Annotated in this window: 15 protein-coding genes; 7 read left to right on the plus strand and 8 right to left on the minus strand. The window is 61.1% G+C overall.

The features are described from left to right. Window positions 1-56 precede the first annotated feature (56 nt). From DDIC_RS01455 to argJ, 5 genes are all read left to right on the plus strand, one after another. Entirely contained in the window at window positions 57-401 is a 345-nt protein-coding gene (locus DDIC_RS01455; protein ID WP_136398805.1) for an SMR family transporter, read from the plus strand. 186 nt (window positions 402-587) lie between these two features. Further along, window positions 588-959, plus strand: coding sequence for a 30S ribosomal protein S12 (gene rpsL / locus DDIC_RS01460; protein ID WP_008683436.1), 372 nt, complete (start codon window positions 588-590; stop codon window positions 957-959). 110 nt (window positions 960-1,069) lie between these two features. Next, complete coding sequence (gene rpsG / locus DDIC_RS01465) at window positions 1,070-1,540, plus strand: 30S ribosomal protein S7 (RefSeq protein WP_136398806.1); 471 nt, start codon at window positions 1,070-1,072, stop codon at window positions 1,538-1,540. A 102-nt stretch (window positions 1,541-1,642) separates the two neighbouring features. Continuing rightward, entirely contained in the window at window positions 1,643-3,721 is a 2,079-nt protein-coding gene (gene fusA / locus DDIC_RS01470) for an elongation factor G (protein WP_136398807.1), read from the plus strand. A gap of 221 nt (window positions 3,722-3,942) precedes the next feature. Continuing rightward, window positions 3,943-5,130: a bifunctional glutamate N-acetyltransferase/amino-acid acetyltransferase ArgJ gene (gene argJ / locus DDIC_RS01475; protein WP_136398808.1), complete on the plus strand. Its 1,188-nt coding sequence runs from the start codon at window positions 3,943-3,945 to the stop codon at window positions 5,128-5,130. A gap of 153 nt (window positions 5,131-5,283) precedes the next feature. On the opposite strand, the gene DDIC_RS01480 is transcribed toward argJ, so the two are convergent. Next, window positions 5,284-6,087, minus strand: coding sequence for a zinc-binding alcohol dehydrogenase family protein (locus DDIC_RS01480; protein WP_247647512.1), 804 nt, complete (start codon window positions 6,085-6,087; stop codon window positions 5,284-5,286). After that, window positions 6,060-6,278, minus strand: coding sequence for a hypothetical protein (locus DDIC_RS13910; RefSeq protein ID WP_247647513.1), 219 nt, complete (start codon window positions 6,276-6,278; stop codon window positions 6,060-6,062). Before DDIC_RS13910 ends, DDIC_RS01480 begins: the two co-directional genes overlap by 28 nt. Before the next feature lie 307 nt (window positions 6,279-6,585). On the opposite strand from DDIC_RS13910, the gene DDIC_RS01485 reads away from it, so the two are divergent. Both DDIC_RS01485 and DDIC_RS01490 read left to right on the plus strand, forming a co-directional pair. Next, a complete protein-coding gene (locus DDIC_RS01485) occupies window positions 6,586-7,512 on the plus strand; it encodes a LysR substrate-binding domain-containing protein (protein ID WP_136398809.1) in 927 nt (308 codons plus the stop codon). Window positions 7,513-7,593: 81 nt separating this feature from the next. Next, window positions 7,594-8,472: a class I SAM-dependent methyltransferase gene (locus DDIC_RS01490; protein ID WP_136398810.1), complete on the plus strand. Its 879-nt coding sequence runs from the start codon at window positions 7,594-7,596 to the stop codon at window positions 8,470-8,472. 55 nt (window positions 8,473-8,527) lie between these two features. Here DDIC_RS01490 and DDIC_RS01495 read toward each other — a convergent pair whose 3' ends face one another. The 6 genes from DDIC_RS01495 to DDIC_RS01520 all read right to left on the minus strand — a co-directional run bounded on the left by DDIC_RS01495 (window position 8,528) and on the right by DDIC_RS01520 (window position 15,652). Beyond that, window positions 8,528-8,920, minus strand: a complete 393-nt coding sequence (locus DDIC_RS01495) for a DVU_2496 family lipoprotein (RefSeq protein WP_136398811.1) — start codon at window positions 8,918-8,920, stop codon at window positions 8,528-8,530. A 22-nt stretch (window positions 8,921-8,942) separates the two neighbouring features. Beyond that, complete coding sequence (locus tag DDIC_RS01500; protein ID WP_136398812.1) at window positions 8,943-9,803, minus strand: zinc metalloprotease HtpX; 861 nt, start codon at window positions 9,801-9,803, stop codon at window positions 8,943-8,945. Between the two features lie 91 nt (window positions 9,804-9,894). Next, window positions 9,895-11,811, minus strand: coding sequence for an asparagine synthase (glutamine-hydrolyzing) (asnB, locus tag DDIC_RS01505; RefSeq protein ID WP_136398813.1), 1,917 nt, complete (start codon window positions 11,809-11,811; stop codon window positions 9,895-9,897). Next, window positions 11,799-13,145 (minus strand): glycosyltransferase family 4 protein, encoded by a 1,347-nt coding sequence (locus DDIC_RS01510; protein ID WP_136398814.1) that lies wholly within the window; start codon window positions 13,143-13,145, stop codon window positions 11,799-11,801. The genes asnB and DDIC_RS01510 overlap by 13 nt, the downstream gene beginning before the upstream one ends. 117 nt (window positions 13,146-13,262) lie before the next feature. Further along, window positions 13,263-14,282, minus strand: coding sequence for a glycosyl transferase family 1 (locus DDIC_RS01515; protein WP_136398815.1), 1,020 nt, complete (start codon window positions 14,280-14,282; stop codon window positions 13,263-13,265). Continuing rightward, window positions 14,279-15,652, minus strand: a complete 1,374-nt coding sequence (locus DDIC_RS01520) for a glycosyltransferase (protein ID WP_136398816.1) — start codon at window positions 15,650-15,652, stop codon at window positions 14,279-14,281. Before DDIC_RS01520 ends, DDIC_RS01515 begins: the two co-directional genes overlap by 4 nt. Window positions 15,653-15,823: the final 171 nt, after the last annotated feature.

Genomic DNA, 15,823 nt, shown 5'->3' on the forward strand with positions numbered 1-15,823 from the left:
CGTCCGCGTCGCGGTTCATGTGGCGGGCTATCCCCGCGCAACGTAGTGAGGTTCGTATGAGTGCTGCCGCTGTAGCCTATCTGCAACTGGGCGCCGCCATTCTGGTAGAGGTGGGCGCCACGGCCTTTCTCAAACAGTCGGATGGCATGAGCCGGCTGTTTCCGACCATAGCATCCCTGCTCGGATACGGCGTTTCGTTTTATCTGCTGTCACAGGTGCTCAAGATCGTGCCCATGGGCATATCGTACGGCATCTGGAGCGGCATCGGCATCGTGCTGGTGTCGCTGCTGGGGCTGCTGTTTTTTGGGCAAAAGCTCGACCTTGCCGCCTGCCTTGGCCTTGGTCTCATTGTGCTGGGCGTACTTGTCATACATTTTTTTTCGGGCTCCATGCCGCGTTAAAACGGGGTTAGTCCCTGCTGTTGCGTGCTAACAGGCTGTTATTACGCAATGGTTTTGTGCCATAGGTATATTTTTGCCTGTGTATTCCACAGGGGGATGCCTATTGACAGCCTTTGACAGACACGCTATGTCCTGTTGTTCGAAAAAGCTCTTTTTTGAGCGCAATATCCCACATGGAGGGAAATAATGCCCACGATTAACCAGCTTATCCGCATCGAGCGGAAGGCCGTGGTGAAGCGCAAGAAGACCCCCGCCCTGCAGGCTTGCCCGCAGCGCCGCGGCGTTTGCACCCGCGTTTACACCACCACCCCGAAAAAGCCTAACTCGGCTCTGCGTAAGGTCGCCCGTGTGCGCCTGACCAACGGCATCGAAGTTACGGCTTACATCCCCGGCGAAGGTCACAACCTGCAGGAACACTCCGTGGTGATCATCCGCGGCGGTCGTGTAAAAGACTTGCCCGGTGTCCGTTACCACATCGTGCGCGGTACCCTTGATACGTCCGGCGTGGCCGATCGTCGCAAGAGCCGTTCCAAGTACGGCGCCAAGCGTCCCAAGTAGTTTTTTTTCTTTCGGCGCGCGCCATGCGGCCCGCCTGGCTGCTTCCACCGTGAAGCGCCGGTCGCCGCGGGGTTTGGTGCCGCCGCCAACATGCATGAAGGAGAAACCCCATGCCCCGTAAAGGTCCTATTCCCAAGAGGGAAGTGCTGCCCGATCCGTTGTACGCCAGCCGCCTTGTCACCAAGTTTGTGAACAGGCTCATGTTCGACGGCAAAAAGGGTGCAGCCGAAAAGATTTTCTACAGCTCCCTTGAGACCCTGGCTGAAAAGACGGGCGAAGAACCCATGCGCGCCTTTGAAAAGGCCCTGGACAACGTGAAGCCCCACATGGAAGTCAAGGCCCGCCGCGTAGGCGGCGCCACCTACCAGGTTCCCATGGAAGTGCGCCCGGAACGCCAGGTTTCCCTGTCCATCCGTTGGCTTATCAACTACGCCCGTTCGCGCGGTGAAAAAGGCATGACTGCCAAGCTTTCCGCCGAACTGCTGGATGCTTTCAACGGACGCGGCGGCGCGGTGAAAAAGCGTGAAGACACGCACCGCATGGCCGACGCGAACAAGGCTTTCGCTCATTACCGCTGGTAAGAGGGCCTTCCGCTTTATATCTGAATTCAGCCCGACGCCGCGTCCGCAAGGAAGCGGCGTCGGCTTTGCACCACACCGCATCCGCAGTATGGAGGAAACACCGTGTCCCGCACCGTTGCTGTAAACAAACAGCGCAATATCGGCATTATGGCCCATATTGACGCAGGCAAGACTACCACCACCGAGCGTATTCTTTTTTATACCGGCGTAAACCACAAGATCGGCGAAACGCACGACGGCGCCTCCACCATGGACTGGATGGAGCAGGAACAGGAGCGCGGCATCACCATTACCTCCGCCGCGACCACCTGCTTCTGGAAAGACTGCCGTATCAACATCATCGACACCCCCGGCCACGTTGACTTCACCATCGAAGTCGAACGTTCGCTGCGTGTGCTCGACGGTGCCGTGTGCGTGTTTGACGCCGTTGCCGGTGTCGAGCCCCAGTCTGAAACCGTGTGGCGTCAGGCTGACCGTTACCATGTTCCGCGCATCTGCTTTGTGAACAAGATGGACCGTATCGGCGCCAACTTCTTCCGCTGCGTGAGCATGATTCACGAACGCCTTGGCGCCAAGGCCGTTCCGTTGCAGCTGCCCATCGGCAACGAAGACAAATTTGAAGGCGTGGTGGATCTGGTGCGCGGGCACGCCATCCGTTTTGACAAGAGCTCCAAGGGCGCGGAATTCTCCATCGAAGACGTGCCTGCCGACATGAAGGCTCTCTTCGACGAAAAGCATCACGAAATGCTTGAAGCCGTAGCCGAGGAAGACGAAGCCCTGCTCGAAAAGTACCTGGGCGGCGAGACCCTCACCGAAGAAGAAATCATCACCTGCATCCGCAAGGCCACCATCTCCCGCAACATCGTGCCGGTGCTGCTGGGCTCGGCCTTCCGCAACATGGGCGTGCAGCCCCTGTTGGACGCCGTGGTGGACTACCTGCCTTCTCCGGTGGACATCCCGGCCATGCCCGGCCATCTCGCTGGCAAGCCAGAAGAAATCATCGAATGCCATTGCGACGACAAGGAACCCCTTGCCGGTCTGGTGTTCAAGCTCTTCTCCGACCCCTTCATTGGTCACCTGTCGTTTTTCCGCATTTATTCCGGCTTCCTCGAATCCGGCATGACCGTGTACAATTCCAAAACCGGCAAGCGCGAGCGCATCGGCCGCATCCTCAAGATGCACGCCAACAAGCGTGAAGACGTGAAATGGGCTGGCGCTGGCGACATCGTTGCCCTCGTGGGCCTCAAGAACGCCTCCACCGGCGATACCCTGTGCGACGAAAAGCGCGAAGTCATCCTGGAATCGCTGAACATCCCGGATCCGGTTATCGAAGTGGCCATCGAGCCCAAGACCAAGGCCGACCGCGACGCTCTTTCCGCCGCTCTTAACAAGCTGGCCAAGGAAGACCCGTCCTTCCGCGTGAAGGGCGACGACGAAACCAACCAGACCCTGATCGCCGGTATGGGCGAACTGCATCTGGAAATCATCGTTGACCGCCTCACCCGTGAATTCAACGTGAACGCCAACGTGGGTAAACCCCAGGTTGCCTACCGCGAAACCATCTCCAAGCCTGCCAAGTCGGACCTCAAGTACGCCAAGCAGTCCGGTGGCCGCGGTCAGTACGGTCACGTCGTGATCGAGGTCGAACCCAACCCCGGCAAGGGCTATGAGTTCGTCAACTCCATCACCGGCGGCGTTATCCCCAAGGAATACATCCCCGCAGTCGACAAGGGCATCAACGACGCCCTCAAGGCTGGCGTGCTGGCTGGTTTCCCTGTGGTGGACGTGAAGGTCAACCTGGTTTTCGGTTCGTACCACGAAGTGGACTCCTCCGAACAGGCTTTCTACGTGGCTGGCTCCATGGCGATCAAGGACGGCATGCGCAAGGCCACCCCTGTGCTGCTCGAACCCATCATGGACGTGGAAGTGGTCACCCCTGAAGAATACCTCGGCGACGTCATGGGCGACATGAACGGCCGTCGCGGTCGCGTGCAGAGCATGGAAGCCCGCGCTGGCGGCGCACAGAGCGTGCGCGCTCAGGTGCCGCTTTCCGCCATGTTCGGCTACGCCACCGACCTGCGTTCGCGCACTCAGGGCCGTGCGACCTTCACCATGCAGTTCGACCACTACGAACGCGTGCCCCAGGCCATTGCCGAAGAAATCCAGAAGAGCCGCACATAATTTGTGCTGTGCGGCATAGCCGCTCAAGTGCTTGATACGGCGGGGGAGGAAGCGGCGGTTTCCTCCCTCGCTTTGTTTTACCGCAGGCGCAAAATAGCTGTTGTTGACCGGGCGGGAAAAGTGCATCCTGCCAAAACGGACATGTATTGGGTTTATTGCGCTATGCTTCGGCAATTGCCGATGTTTTTGCGGGCACAGTCAACGATGTTACGGAGAGGGCGATGCAGGACGATCTGCCAAAAGGGTTCAGGGCCGGTGCGGCGGCGGCCAGTTTTAAAAAGCCTGGCCGCGATGACCTTGGCATTATAGTTTCAGACACTACCGCAGTGCTGGCGGGCATGTTTACCCAGAACCTTTTCAAGGCCGCCCCCGTACTGGTGTGCCAGGAGATTCTGGCGACGCGCGGCACTGCCCGCGCTGTGCTTGCCAACTCGGGTCAGGCCAATGCCTGCACCGGCGACGAGGGGCTGGCCAACTGTCGCGCCACTCAGGCCATGGTTTCCGGCCTGACAGGGCTTGAGGCCAACGAAATTTTGCCCCTATCCACAGGCGTTGTGGGCGCGCACCTCAAGATGGATCTGTGGCTTGAGGCTGTGCCCAAACTGGCCAAAAACATCGGTACCCGCGATGCGGAGGGCTTTACCCGCGCCTTTATGACTACCGATGCCTTTCCCAAGTTTTCCATGCGCGAGGTGACGCTTTCGGGCGGCGTGGTGCGCCTGACGGTCATGGCCAAGGGCGCGGGCATGATCTGCCCCAACATGGCCACCATGCTCTGCGTGGCCCTCACCGACGCCAAGGTGGCCCGCGAACCGTGGCAGGCCATGTTTGGCCACGCGGTGGAAAAGACCTTTAACCGCGTGAGCGTTGACGGCGACACCTCCACCAACGACACCATCCTCGGGCTGGCCAACGGCGCTTCTGGCGTGCCCGCCGAAAGCGCGGCCGATCTGGCCCTGCTGGGGGAAGCCCTTACGGGGATTCTCGGTACGGTATCGCATATGCTGGTCATGGACGGCGAGGGAGCCAGCAAGGTCATCCACATCACCGTCACCGGCGCAGCCAGCGACGACGACGCCCGCACCGTGGCCCGCAGCGTGGGGCATTCGCAGCTGGTAAAAACCGCCATCTACGGAGGCGACGCCAACTGGGGCCGCATTGTGACGGCGGTTGGCTACAGCGGCGCAAAGTTTGACCCCGCCAAGGTCAGCATGAAGCTGTGCGGCATAGAGCGCTTCCGCCTGGGCTGCCCTGTCAACGAGGACAAGGAAGACGCCCTTGCAGAGCTGCTCAAGGCCAAGGACGTACAGGTTGAGATTGACCTGGGCGGCGGCACGGGTTTTTACAACTTCCAGGCTTCTGACCTGGGGCACGAATACGTGAGCCTCAATTCCGACTACCGCTCTTAAGCGGCGCGGGCCGCCAAGGCTCGTGACTGCCAAAGGCCCGCAACGCGCAGCAGGTTTGTATGCCTGCCGTAGCGTTGCGGGCCTTTGGCGTATATTTTCTGCGTCGCGTCGCTGACCTCCAGAGCAGGCTTGCCGCAGGCCGGCAAGCACCGCCTAAAAGATAATGACCTGCTTGCCCACCATTGCCTCCGAGGCTTGCCTCAGGTGCGCCTGGCGAACAGTATCAGCGGAGAGACCGTGCAGAGTGTCTGCCAGGGTCGTGCGCAGGGTTCCGGCTTCCACCATGCGGGCCACTGCGTCAAGTATTTCGCCCTGCCGCCCCATGTCCGCAGTCTGAAACAGCGAACGGGCGAACATGAATTCCCAGCAGATGCGGGCGCACTTGGGCTTGAACACTGTGATGTCCAGGGGAACCGCCGGGTCGTCGATAAGGCAAACGCCGCCCTGCGGCGCAATTACTTCGGCCATGGCGGCCCAATGGTCGGCGGCGTGGGTGGTGCAGAATATGGCGTCCACCTGCGGCATGCCGGCCTCCTTGAGTCTGGCGGGGATGTTGTCCCTGCCCACCACGACGGAAGCGCCCAGATCCCTGCACCACTGGGCCGAGCTGGGTCTGCCCGCCGTGGCCGCCACCGTTATGCCTGCCCAGACGGCAAGCTGAATGATCATGGACCCCACGCCGCCCGCGCCGCCAATCAGCAGCAGGCTGCGGCCCCGGTTGGGCCCGGCCTCGGCAATAAAGCCAAGTCGGTCAAATATACCCTCCCATGCCGTAATGCTGGTCAGCGGCATGACCGCCGCCTCGGCATCGCTGAGGTTGGCTGGCGCATTGGCCGCAAGGCGGGCATCCACAAGCTGATACTCGGCATTGCTGCCGTCGCGGGTAAGGTCGCCAGCATAAAAGACGCGTTGCCCCGGGGCAAACTGGTTCACCTGATCGCCAATGGCCGCGACCATACCCACCCCAGCACGCGCCGGTCGCCCGCATCAAGGCGGGAAAAAACCTTGGTGTCCACCGGGTTCATGCCTGCTGCGGCGACTTTTACCAAAATGTCATGGTCCTGTACCTCTGGAATGGGCCGATCCTGATTGCTGAATGCCTGCGGCGCCTCTGGCCCAAAGCCGCCGGTGGCAATAATTGCGTTCATGGGATATCCTCGGGGTATGTGGCTGTTTTGAGTGAAGCCGGGCAGGCAGGGCCTGACAATCCCGCCTGCCGCGGCTCTACCCAGAGAGAGCGACGGATAAGGCCGTTGAGGGTTTGCCGTCGCCGGTAATGAAGTCTGGGTGCCTGTAGGAACTACCGACAGGGCCGACTTCATATCTGCAGGTGCGCCTGGAGCGGTAAAGCGCATGGAATTTTTATGCCCGGCCTAAGTAAAAATATTGATAGCTACCAAAGAAGTAAAATTAATAGTTCTTGTGGTATTGAGTAGCGTTTGTTATCGATTTGACATGAAGCAACAAGATCTGGCCATTGACCTGCTGCGCGCCTTCACCACAGTGGCGGAGACAGGCAGCTTTACCACCGCAGGGGATATCCTGGGCCGTACGCAGTCAGCCATAAGCCAGCAGATTCGCAAGCTTGAAGACATTGTGGGCAAAAATCTTTTTAACCGCACAAGCCGCGCCGTAGTGCTCAGCACCGACGGCGAGCTGCTGCTGGCCCACGCCTACGCCATCATAGCCCGCAATGACGAAGCCCTGCGCCGTCTGACCGCGCCCCCTATCGAAGGCCGCCTGCGGCTGGGCGTAACGGAAGATTTTATTCCACGGCAGCTGCCAGTGTTGCTCTCGCGTTTTGGCAAGACACACCCGCAGGTGCAGCTTGAGCTCATGACGGGGCTTTCAACCATGCTGGTCGAAAAACTCAACGCCGGAGACCTCGACCTTGTCATCGCCAAACGCGACGCCCAGCCCCAGGCGGGGCGGGTGATCTGGCGCGAAAAACTGGTCTGGATAGCCTCGCCGGAGTACAAACCGGACAGCAACGGCACGCTGCCGCTGGTGGCCCTGCCTCCCCCCTGCTCATACCGGCGCGTCATGCTCGACGTGCTGAGGGCGGCGCAGCGCTCATGGCGCATCACATGCACGGCGCACAGCATCATGGGGCTGCAGGCGGCCGTTGTCGGCAATCTGGGCCTGTCGGTGCTCGGGCGTTCGTTTTTAGGACCTGACCTTGTCGAAGCGCCAGCTTCGCTGGGGCTGCCGGACATGCCGGATACCGAAATAGCGGTTTTTGGCGAAGAATCGGCCAGAGTCGAACTGGCCGACTGCCTGGTGACTTTTGTGACAGACGCGCTGGAAGGGCTGACCGTCAACGGGCGACACCTGCCCATGGAAATTGTGGGTCAGATATGCGCGTGCAAGACCTTGCTGTGAGCAACGCTGCGACTGCAAAGCCGCAAAATGGTTCGCCAGACAGCGGGACGTGAAATTTAGGGTTTGGCAGCGGAGGACGCCATGGAAAAAGACTTTTTTGCCCAGCGGTACCTGGAGGACGTTGTTTCGTGCCCTGTCTGCGGAGGGCGGCACAGTCAGGTTGCCTACGAAGCGGGCAAAGGGATACTGGCGCAAAAGTGCGACTGCGGCGCATACTATTGCGACCACCGGCTCAACCCGGATGGGCTGGCCGCCTACTGGACAGACTACCAGAACCGCGAACACAGCGCAGTTGCCGAAGAATGCGCCCTGCGTCAGCGCATGTACGCGGTCGATTACGCCTTTATTGCCCAGTTTTTGCGCCCGGCGTCGCGGGTGCTTGACGTGGGCTGTGCCGACGGGTTGTTTCTGGATATGTTTGCCGCTGCGGGGCATCAGTGCGCCGGAGTGGAGTTCGGCCATGAGGCGGCGCTAAAGGCGGCAAAAAAGTATGACGTCTGGGAGGGGTATTTTCCCGAGCTGGCCATAGACCCCGGCTATGATCTGATCATTTTTCGCGGCGTGCTGCAGTACGTGCAGTCGCCGCGTCGTTTTTTTGGCAAGGCGGCCGAGTTGCTGCGCCCCGGCGGGCATGTCTTTGTAACGGCCCAGCCCAATATGGAGGCCTTTTGCCATCAGGTGTACCGCCGCAAATTTCGTTTTAGTCTCACGCCCTGCGATTGCGTGGGCTACACGCCGCAATCGCTGGTGGCGGAGTTTGCGGCACGCGGCTGTACCACCGTGGGGCAGACGTTTTTTTATGAAGAAACCCCGTACGCTGACCCGGCAAACGACATACAGGCCGTAAGCCGCGCTGTGGAAGCCCAAAAAAGGGGCGAGGAACCTGTGGAGCTTTCTCCGCCGTTTTGGGGCAATATGATGACCATGGTCTTTCGCAAGGGCGAGGCCCGCTGCCAGTAGCAAAAAAAATCCCGGCGTGATGCCGGGATTTTTGCTTGCGAGCGTCAAATTGATTTTAGAGGTTCTCGGCCACCCAGTCCACAATCTGGGTCATGCGCGAAAGCGTATGCTGGTTGGCCCGCTGGCGCTGGCCGATTTCTTCCATGGAGCCGTCAAGGCGGTAAATGCGCCAGTCGCCTTGGGGCAGTACGCCCAGATGCACCGCTTCGTTGACTGCGGCTCTGGCCTCGCCGGGTGAGCAGAACAGGTCAAATTCCTGCACGCCGGGATCGAGGATTACCTCTGAACCGCTGGCAATATCAACAATGTAGTTGCCAGGGGCGTAGGTATACACAAAGGGGCAGGGTTCCACGTGAGCAGCTGGCGCAGGTTCCTGCGCGGGCTGCGTCCGGGTACAGGCCACAAGCGCCAGGCCCAGCAGGGCGGTGCAAATAAGGCGAGCGTCCATTATCAACCTCATGTGCTATGGTTCAGCGCCCGGAAACGGCCATTTCGCGCAGACGGCGGATGCGTTCTTCCAGAGGCGGATGGGTGCTGAAAAGGTTTGCCATGCTGCCGTGGGCGAACATGGGGGCAACAATAAACATCTGTTCCGTGCTGGGGTTGCCCTCCTGCATGGGTATCTGCCCGCTGGCTATGCCCAGCTTGTTCAGCGCGCCAGCAAGGGCCAGCGGCTGGCCGCACAGGGCCGCGCCGGTGTCGTCAGCCAGATACTCGCGCGAGCGCGATATGGCCATCTGGATAAGCCCGGCAGCCATGGGGGCCAGCAGGGCCATGGCGATGGCTGCGATGGGGTTTACGCCGCCTTCTTCGTCCCTGTTGCCCCCGCCAAAAAAGGCCGTGAACTGAAAAATATTGGCCAGCGTCACAATGGCTGAGGCCATGACGCCCGCAATGGTCTGGATGAGAATGTCGCGATTGACGATGTGCCCCACCTCGTGCGCCAGAACGCCGCGCAGCTCTTCGGGCGAGAGCAGACGCATGATGCCTTCGGTAACGGCAACAACGGCGTTTTCGGGGTTGCGCCCCGTGGCAAAGGCGTTGGGCGCTTCTTCGGGTATCACGCAGATGCGCGGCTTGGGTATGCCCGCATTGTGCGCCAGTTCTTCAACAATCTTGTGCAGGTATGGGGCTTCTTCGGGCGCTAGTTCACGGGCCCGGTACATGGAGAGCACTATTTTGTCAGAGTACCAATAGCTGCCCACATTCATGAGCAGGGCGAGCCCAAAGGCGAAGATAACGCCTGTGCGTCCGCCCATCAGGCCACCGAGCATGATTATGATGGCGGAAAGCAGGGCGAGCAGAAGAACAGTCTTGATCTGGCTGGTCATGCATTTTCCTCTCAGGCAAATTTTTGCGGCGGTTCTGTCGCACGCTGCTTGTAATATAAGCACTCTGGCGCTGGTGGCAAGAAGTCCCGCATCAGGGATGGCGTGCCCGCCACCACAGCTGGAACACCAGCAGCGTCCACAGGGGCTTGCGCAGATCGGCCCGGCCGGAGACGTGCTCGTCCATGAGGGCGCGCACCGCCTGATAGTTAAAGATTCCCTGCGCCTTGAGCGTTGATTCGCTCAGCAGGTCTTCCATGAGGGGGCGCATGCGTCCACGCAGCCATTGCGCCACAGGGATCTGAAAACCGCGTTTGTTGCGGTGCAGGATCTCGTCGGGCAGAAGCTCGGAAAAAGCTTTTTTAAGCAACCACTTGCGTTTGAAACCATGCAGCTTTTTGCTTATGGGCAGGCGCGCGGCAAATTCGGCGGCGTCCTTGTCCAGGAAGGGCGCGCGAACCTCCAGACTGTGCAGCATGGAGCAACGGTCAACCTTGACCAGAATGTCGTCGAGCATGAACTGGCGGGCATACACATGAAAAGCCCGAGCCAGCGGCGAGGCTGCGCTTTGCGGCTGCCAGTGCTCGTAATGCTCGCGCGTGGGGGCAAAGAGCTCGTCCGGCGACAAAAAGCCGGGCTGACGGTCCTTGAAGCCCGCATCAAGGACTGATTCCTGCATTTCCGGGGTAAAAGCCGTCAGCATGGTCTGCACGCGCTGCCACGCAGGCGCGTGGGCCGCCCGCAAAAAGGTGGCCACGGCCAGACGCGGATTGATATACCCGGCGGACGACGGCAGCATGCGGGCCAGCGGTTCGATAACGCCCTTGCGCAGGGCGGCCGGGGCGGCGTTGTACCACTGGGCGACCTTAAAGCCGATGTAGTGCTCATAGCCAGCCCACAGCTCGTCCGCGCCGTCGCCGCCCAGGGCCACGGTGACCTTCTCGCGCGTAACGCCCGAAAGCAGCCATGTGGGCGCTACAGAGGCGTCGGCCATGGGCACGTCCATGCGGCTGATGATGCCGGGCAGGGTGTCGGCGCATTCCTCCGCCGACAGCACGCGCTCGTGGTGGTCAGTGCCAAAGGCCCTGGCCACAATGCGGGCGTAGCGAGACTCATCGTAGCTGGCCTCGCTAAAACCGATGGAAAAGGTCTTGATGGGCGTGGAAGACTGCCGGGCCATGAGCCCCGCCACGATGGAAGAATCGATGCCGCCCGAAAGAAAAACGCCCAGCGGCACATCACTGACCATGCGGCGTCGCACGGCGCGGGCCAGCAAAAAGCGCAGCTCCTCGCACAGGTCGTTGTCGCTGCGGCTGTCGGATTCGTCGGGCGTGGGCATGTCCCAGTATCTGGCAATGCGCAGGTTGCCCTCATGGAGCAGCAGCATGTGCGCGGGGGGCAGGCTTTGCACCTCGGCGTAGACGCTGTGCGGCGTGGGAACATATTCGTACGCCAGGTAGCGCATGACCGCCCGGGGATCCAGGCTCAGGCTCAGATGCTTGAGCTGCTCAAGGCCCGTAAGCTCGGAGGCGAAATACAGCCTGCCGTGCTGCACGGTGTAAAAGAAGGGCTTTTTGCCAAAACGGTCGCGGGCGCAGAACAGGCGGCGCTGCTGGTTGTCCCACAGGGCAAAGGCAAACATGCCGTCAAACCGAGCAAGGCAGTCCGGCCCCCAGATGCGATAGCCCTCAAGGATGACCTCGGTGTCAGAGCTGGTCTGAAAATGTCCCCCAAGGGCGGTCAGCTGTTCCTTAAGCTCGGCATAATTGTATATTTCGCCGTTAAAGGTGACGGTCAGCTGCCCGTCGGCGCTGTGCATGGGCTGCCCGCCGCCGGAAAGGTCAATGATGGAAAGCCGCCTGTGTCCAAGACACACCGGGCCGTAGCTCCATTGCCCCTCGCCGTCGGGGCCGCGATGGGCCATGCGGTCTGTCATGGCCTTGACCCATTGCCCGGCCTCAGGCGTGAGAGGTGTGGCATCTATCTGACAAATGCCTGCTATACCGCACATTTTTGCTTCCAGATCGTATAGTGTTTGATAAAAATATCCGCCAGCCGCTGGTTGTTGCGGGTGGGGTCAAACATGTCGGCGGCCAGTTGTTTGCCGTTGTGCGCAAGTCTGTGGGCCAGTGGGGCGTCGTCCGCAAGGCGCTGCAGGGCGTCGGCCAGGGCTGCGGGGTCGTTGGGCGGAACGGCAAGGCCGGTTTTGCCGTCAAGCACCACCTCGGGCAGGGCGTTGACCGTGGTGCTGACAACAGGCAGACCATACGCCAGCGCTTCAATGACAGTGTTGGGGATGCCGTCGCGGCGGCCCGACTCGTGCACCACGCAGGGCGCGGCAAAAATGTCGTGCTCGGCCAGGATGCGCGGCAACTCGTTGTGCGAAATAATGCCCGGCAGCAGCACGCGGTCTTCAAGTTGCAGGCTTTCGCGCAGGCGCAGGATTTCCGCTTCCATGCGCCCCAGGCCCATGACAGCGCCGCCGCCGCCCGCCAGCGTGAGCCTGAAATCAAGCCCCCGGTCGCGCAAAAGTCCGCAGGCCTTGATGAGCACGTCAAAACCCTTGGTAACGTCAAAGCGGCCAAGAGCAAGCAGTCGCACGGGGCGTTCCATGGGGCCCTGCTCTCCGTCATTTGCCGGGGCGGCCGGGGCGGCATCGTCGCCTGGCGGCAGGGGCGGCAGGGTGAGGCTGTTGTAGATAAGCTCCACCTTGCCCAGGGTCTGTCCACCGGCAAACGATTCGATACGTTTTTTGTCGGCCTCGTTATTGGCTCGGACAAAAAAGGCTGCGGTCAGTTTATCGCCAAGATCGGGGTCGGCCGGTTCCAGATTATCGCCCCGGGCGGCAGTGGCATAGGGCAGACCGGCAATCCTGGCGGCTACCCAGGCGGCCGTTGCCGTACCACGGGGCCATGGCGCGTAGATCATGTCTATGCCTGCCTCTTTGAACAGGCGGCCCAGATATACGCCCGCGCAAAAGGCCCACAGGTTTTCCCCCAGGGTTTCCCAGCTGCGCCAGCGGCGAAAAAGCGCCTTGCGAAACAGCCGGCCAGTGCGCAGCGGGTGCAACAGCACCTGCCGAAAGCACTCGCCCAGCACGCGGCCCAGGGCACGAATGCCGTAGGTGTGCGTTTCACCGGCTACGGCGCGCATCTCGTTGGAGCAGTGGCGCAGGTTCGGGCCGTACAGGCTGTAGACGGAAAGCGGCAGCAAGCCCTTGAGGCCTTCTACTTCCCTGAAAATAAAGGGCTGTGTGAACAGTGGATACCACAGCAGAACATAGGCCACATGCGGCAAGCCCGTCTTGAAAGCGGGGCGGGAGGCCTGGGTGCTGGTTTCCGTCATGGTTTTCTCCAAATACGGCGGGCATTCTCAGCAGGTTGCTGGGTATTGCTCCTGTAGCCGTCTCGCTGTGCGAATATAATCAATGTCGCCATGTTGGTTATTGCAAAAAACAGATAGTTACGGGATTGACGGAGTGCATGTCCAGTCGCCCTTGCCCTGCACTATCGGCGAGGTGGGGCCGAGCTCGCGGCGCAGTTCATCCATGGTCACGCAGTGCACGCTATAGAGCCTGTGCAGCCAGTTGAGCCATGCGTCGAGCTTGCCTTTAAAGCGTTCTACCGCCCGGCCGTCGGGCATGTGGGGAGCGCCGCCGGGCATCATCTCTGAGGAATGCCAGGTCAACGACAGCACCTGACCGCCCCGCGCCGCATACAGCCGTGTGATGGCGCACATGGCCCAAAGGGGGTGGTAGACGGGCAGCAGGGCCAGCGCGCCCCAGGTTTTGAGGCTTGCGCGGGCCTTTGCCCCCAGGGGGGCGGGCAGACCGCGCAACAGCCGGGGCAGCGGGGGAACAAGCGGGGTAACTGTAAGCGGAATTTCAAAAATCTTGCTGTGCCCCGCATTGACCCAGTATGGGTTGGCCGGTGCGTCAAAATGGTCCGGGCCCTCTAGGGCCGTTGCGGCGCAGTGCAGAGGGCGCACCGAGGCGTCGCAAAGGATGCCCGCCGCTGCGAGCAGCGGCCAGTGGTTGCGGTGCAGGTCCCACCTGCCCATGCGGAACGAGGTTATGGGCAGGGTTTGAAAAGCCCGGCCAGCCTCCATCAGGGTCGCCAGTTTGGCGGCAAAAAGTTCGTCTGTGAGGGCTGCTGCGGGCACGCTGTCGGCCTTGTCGGGCAGGGCGCTGTCCGCCCCGTCCAGCGTCAGGGGCGGGGTGTTCCAGTGGTGCAGGTGCGCCCCGATTTCCGCGTTGTGCTCGTCGCGCAGCCATGCCAGCGTTGCATGCGAACCTTTGTCGGCCAAAACGCTGTGGGCGCAAAACAGAGTGGGGCGGACGCCCAGGGCGCAAAAGGGGGCAAGGCTCCTGAGGCTTGCGGTGTTGCGCGTGGAAAACCCGCGACGGGCGTAGTGCCCGCCGAAGAGGCCCTCCTCTTCAACATCCAGGCTTACGACCAGATAAAGCGGCTGCCGTGCGCTCATGCGTGACCTTCTGCTCCAGAGCCCAGGGGCGCGTGCGCAGGTGCGTCGGCGACAGCCTCGCTGCCGCCGCGTCCGCCGGTATTGCGCCAGTACCGCAGGCTTTCGTCCACATAAAGGCGCAGCAGGGCGGAGATGTTGTTTTCGTGATCAAACATTTTTTCCACACGGGCGCGTCCGGCCTCGGCCATGCGGCTTGCGTGCTCCCTGTCTTCAACCATGTGGCGCACGGCGTTGGCCAGGGCGCGGGGGTTGCGCTGGGGGGTGAGCAGGCCGGTCTCGCCGTTGATGATAACCTCTGAAATGCCGCAGACATCGGTGGCGATGACAGGCATGCGGTGCGACAGCGCTTCCATGATCACGTTGGGGATGCCGTCGCGGTCTCCGTTGGAGTGCACAACGCTAGGCATGATGAGCATGTCGTGGTCGAGCATGTAGCCGCATATCTGGTCGTGGGGGATAAAGCCGGGCATGTGCACAATATTCTGCAGGCCCATCCTGTCGCGCATGCCCTTGAGCTTGAGCCGCCAGCGACCGTCGCCCACCAGGGTGAGGTTGACGGGGATGTTCTCGCGCTGCAGACGTGCCATGGCCGTGAGCAGATCAGGAAAGCCCTTGGTGCGGGCAAAGCGCCCCACGGCAAGCAGGCGGTAGGGCGGGCGCATGCTGACAGCGCACTGCCCCTTGGGCGTAAAGGTCAGGCTGTTGTAAATGGCGTGTACCTTGTCCTCCTGTCCCGAAGGGCAAAAACTGCGCAGCCAGTTTACGTTGGCGTGGTTGTTGGTGCGGATAAAGAGGGCGTCGGCGGATTTTTCGCGCAGCAGGCCGTCCTGGGGGTAGATGTCGCCCGCGCGGCCGGTAAAGGCAAAGGGAATGCCGGTCAGGCGCGACGCCACCCACGCCGCCGTGGCCGGGCCGTTTGCCCATGGCGAATGGATAAGCTTGATGCCGTCGCGCTCGCACAGCTCGGCCAGCAAAAAGCCGGCCATAAAGCACCAGAGGTTTTCACCCAGGGATTCCATATTGCGCATGCGGTGAAAAAACCCCTTGCGCATGAGGGTCAGGACCTTGAGCGGGGTGCGCCCAAGCGCCCGCAAAAATGCCTGCAGGATGCGCAGCGTGCCCCCCACGCCCATGCGTTCCACCGGGCCGGGAAAGTTGCGCATCTCTTCGCTGCAGCCGCTCAGGCTTTTGCCGTACATGGTGTAGGCGCGGATGGGCAGGCCCCGCGCCATGAGCTGCACGACTTCGCGAAAGATGAATGTTTCGGAGGAAAGGGGAAACCAAAGCAGAACATAGGCAATGGTCGGCAGGTTTTCTGAAACCGGCTGGGATGCGCCTTTGTCTGCATCTGCGCCTGTACAATGCGTCATGGTTTTCTCCGGTGCAAACAAGAGCCGGGCCAAACGGCCCGGCACGGCAGACGAACAGACGCCTACCCTGAAAAAAATGAACAGGCAGGATTTCGCCGCATGGCAGGGCGACAAAGCGGGAGTGTCAACGCCCGCCCTGGCAACAGTTCGACCGCGATTTGGGTCATAAGA

This window comes from Desulfovibrio desulfuricans, from assembly GCF_004801255.1.
Classification (GTDB): domain Bacteria; phylum Desulfobacterota; class Desulfovibrionia; order Desulfovibrionales; family Desulfovibrionaceae; genus Desulfovibrio; species Desulfovibrio desulfuricans_C.